The sequence below is a fragment of the Microbacterium sp. CPCC 204701 genome, from assembly GCF_004010105.1.
Classification (GTDB): domain Bacteria; phylum Actinomycetota; class Actinomycetes; order Actinomycetales; family Microbacteriaceae; genus Microbacterium.
This window is the reverse complement of record NZ_RRYE01000545.1, coordinates 1-1532: the sequence shown is the minus strand read 5'-3', so window position 1 is coordinate 1532 and position 1532 is coordinate 1. Positions and strand designations below refer to the sequence as shown.

Genomic DNA, 1532 nt, shown 5'->3' with positions numbered 1-1532 from the left:
CGCGAGCACGACGACTCCCACCCACAGCAGCGCGATCGCCCGCCCCGGACGCTGCGGGTCGCGACCGACCACCGACAGGAAGAACCCGGCGGGGATGAGGATCGCGGCCGCGAGCACGCCGACCGACGCCCACTGCCACGCCGGCGCCGCGCCCACGGCCGAGGTGAGCAGGAGGCTTACGAGTCCGAGGATGACGAGCACACCCGCGTGCGCGTGCCCGGCGCGGAAGAACGACTTCTGCAGCGCGTTGAACGGCATGCCGCCGGTCGCGATGCGCAGCAGGAACGTGCCGCCCGACATGATGCCGATGATGGTGAGGATCGTCGCGCCGGCGACGATCGTGAGGATCGGGTCCATGGTGAGCTCCATTGGATAGTGTCGCTGTCTAGTACTGGATAGTTATAGTATCCAACAATCGACGATGGAGGGCCATGAAGATCTCAGAGCTGTCGGAGCGCAGCGGTGTGCCCGTCGCGACGGTGAAGTTCTACATCCGCGAGGGCATGCTCCCCCGCGGCGAGACGGTGTCGGCGACGCGGGCCGAATACGGCGACGACCACCTGGCGCGCCTGCGGCTCATCGCGGCTCTCGCCGACGTGCGGGGGCTTGCGCTGACGCGCGTGCGCGACATCCTCGCCCTCATCGACGCCCCCGCCGCCGATCCGATCTCGACGCTCGGGAAGGCCGTCGGCGCGCTGCCGCCGTACGTGGACGGCGACCGCGACGACTACCCCCGGGCGCGCGCCGCGATCGCCGATCTCGATCTCACGTACGACCCCGACTTCACTGCTGTCGCGCAGCTCGACGAGGCGCTGCGCGCCGTGGAAGGGGCGGGACTGGATGCCTCACCCGCCGTCCTGCGTCGGTACGCCGACGCGATGAAGCAGGTGGCCGCCGCCGAGATCGCACCCGTCGCCGACATGCCGCTCGACGAAGCCGTGCCCTACGCCGTGCTCGGCACGGCGCTCTACGAGCCCGTAATGCTCGCGCTGCGAAGGCTGGCCCACCACCACCTGCTCGTCGAGCGCGAGACCGGCGCCTGACCCATTGCCGTGCGCGAGCGCGGTCCAGGAATCGCAGCATCCACCGGCCCCGAACCTGCACAACCCGGACCCCACCCCTCCGGGACGAGCAGCCGGCGCGGGGCCAACGGACAGCGGTCCAGGAATCGCAGCATCCACCGGCCCCGAACCTGCAGAACCCGGACCCCACCCCTCCGGGAAGAGCAGCCGGCGCGCGGTCAGAGCTTCTCGATCGGGGCGATCTTGATCAGGAGCTTCTTGGGGCCGGCCGAGTCGAAGCGCACGTGGGCCACGCGCTTCGCACCTTCGCCGGTGACGGCATCCACTCGTCCTTCGCCGAAGTCGTCGTGACGGATGCGGTCGCCCGGGGCGAGCTGGAGGTCGCCGTTGTCGCGCACCTTCGCCGGGATCTTGTTGGCGAACCGTTCGATCGACCCGCTCGGCTCGCGGCGCGCGAGCGGCACGAGGTCGTCGCCGTACCGCCTGCCGCCGCCGGAGCCCGAGCCCCCG

2 protein-coding genes and 1 pseudogene are annotated in these 1532 nt (G+C 70.8%); 1 reads left to right on the top strand and 2 read right to left on the bottom strand.

Translation table 11 applies throughout. The features are described from left to right. Positions 1–357, bottom strand: a 357-nt coding sequence (locus EIO58_RS17705; protein WP_240659000.1) for a hypothetical protein, incomplete at its 3' end; no start/stop codon positions are given. Positions 358–431: 74 nt separating this feature from the next. On the opposite strand from EIO58_RS17705, the gene EIO58_RS17700 reads away from it, so the two are divergent. Next, positions 432–1043, top strand: coding sequence for a MerR family transcriptional regulator (locus EIO58_RS17700; protein ID WP_127820535.1), 612 nt, complete (start codon positions 432–434; stop codon positions 1041–1043). A 197-nt stretch (positions 1044–1240) separates the two neighbouring features. Here the strand turns inward: EIO58_RS17700 and EIO58_RS17695 are convergent. Continuing rightward, positions 1241–1532: pseudogene (locus EIO58_RS17695) on the bottom strand (ATP-dependent DNA helicase PcrA); the annotation flags it as partial.

What these genes read in the sequence shown, in the direction of transcription:
- EIO58_RS17700 (WP_127820535.1), top strand. Translation starts at nt 432, where the DNA reads ATGAAGATCTCAGAGCTGTCGGAGCGCAGCGGTGTGCCCGTCGCGACG.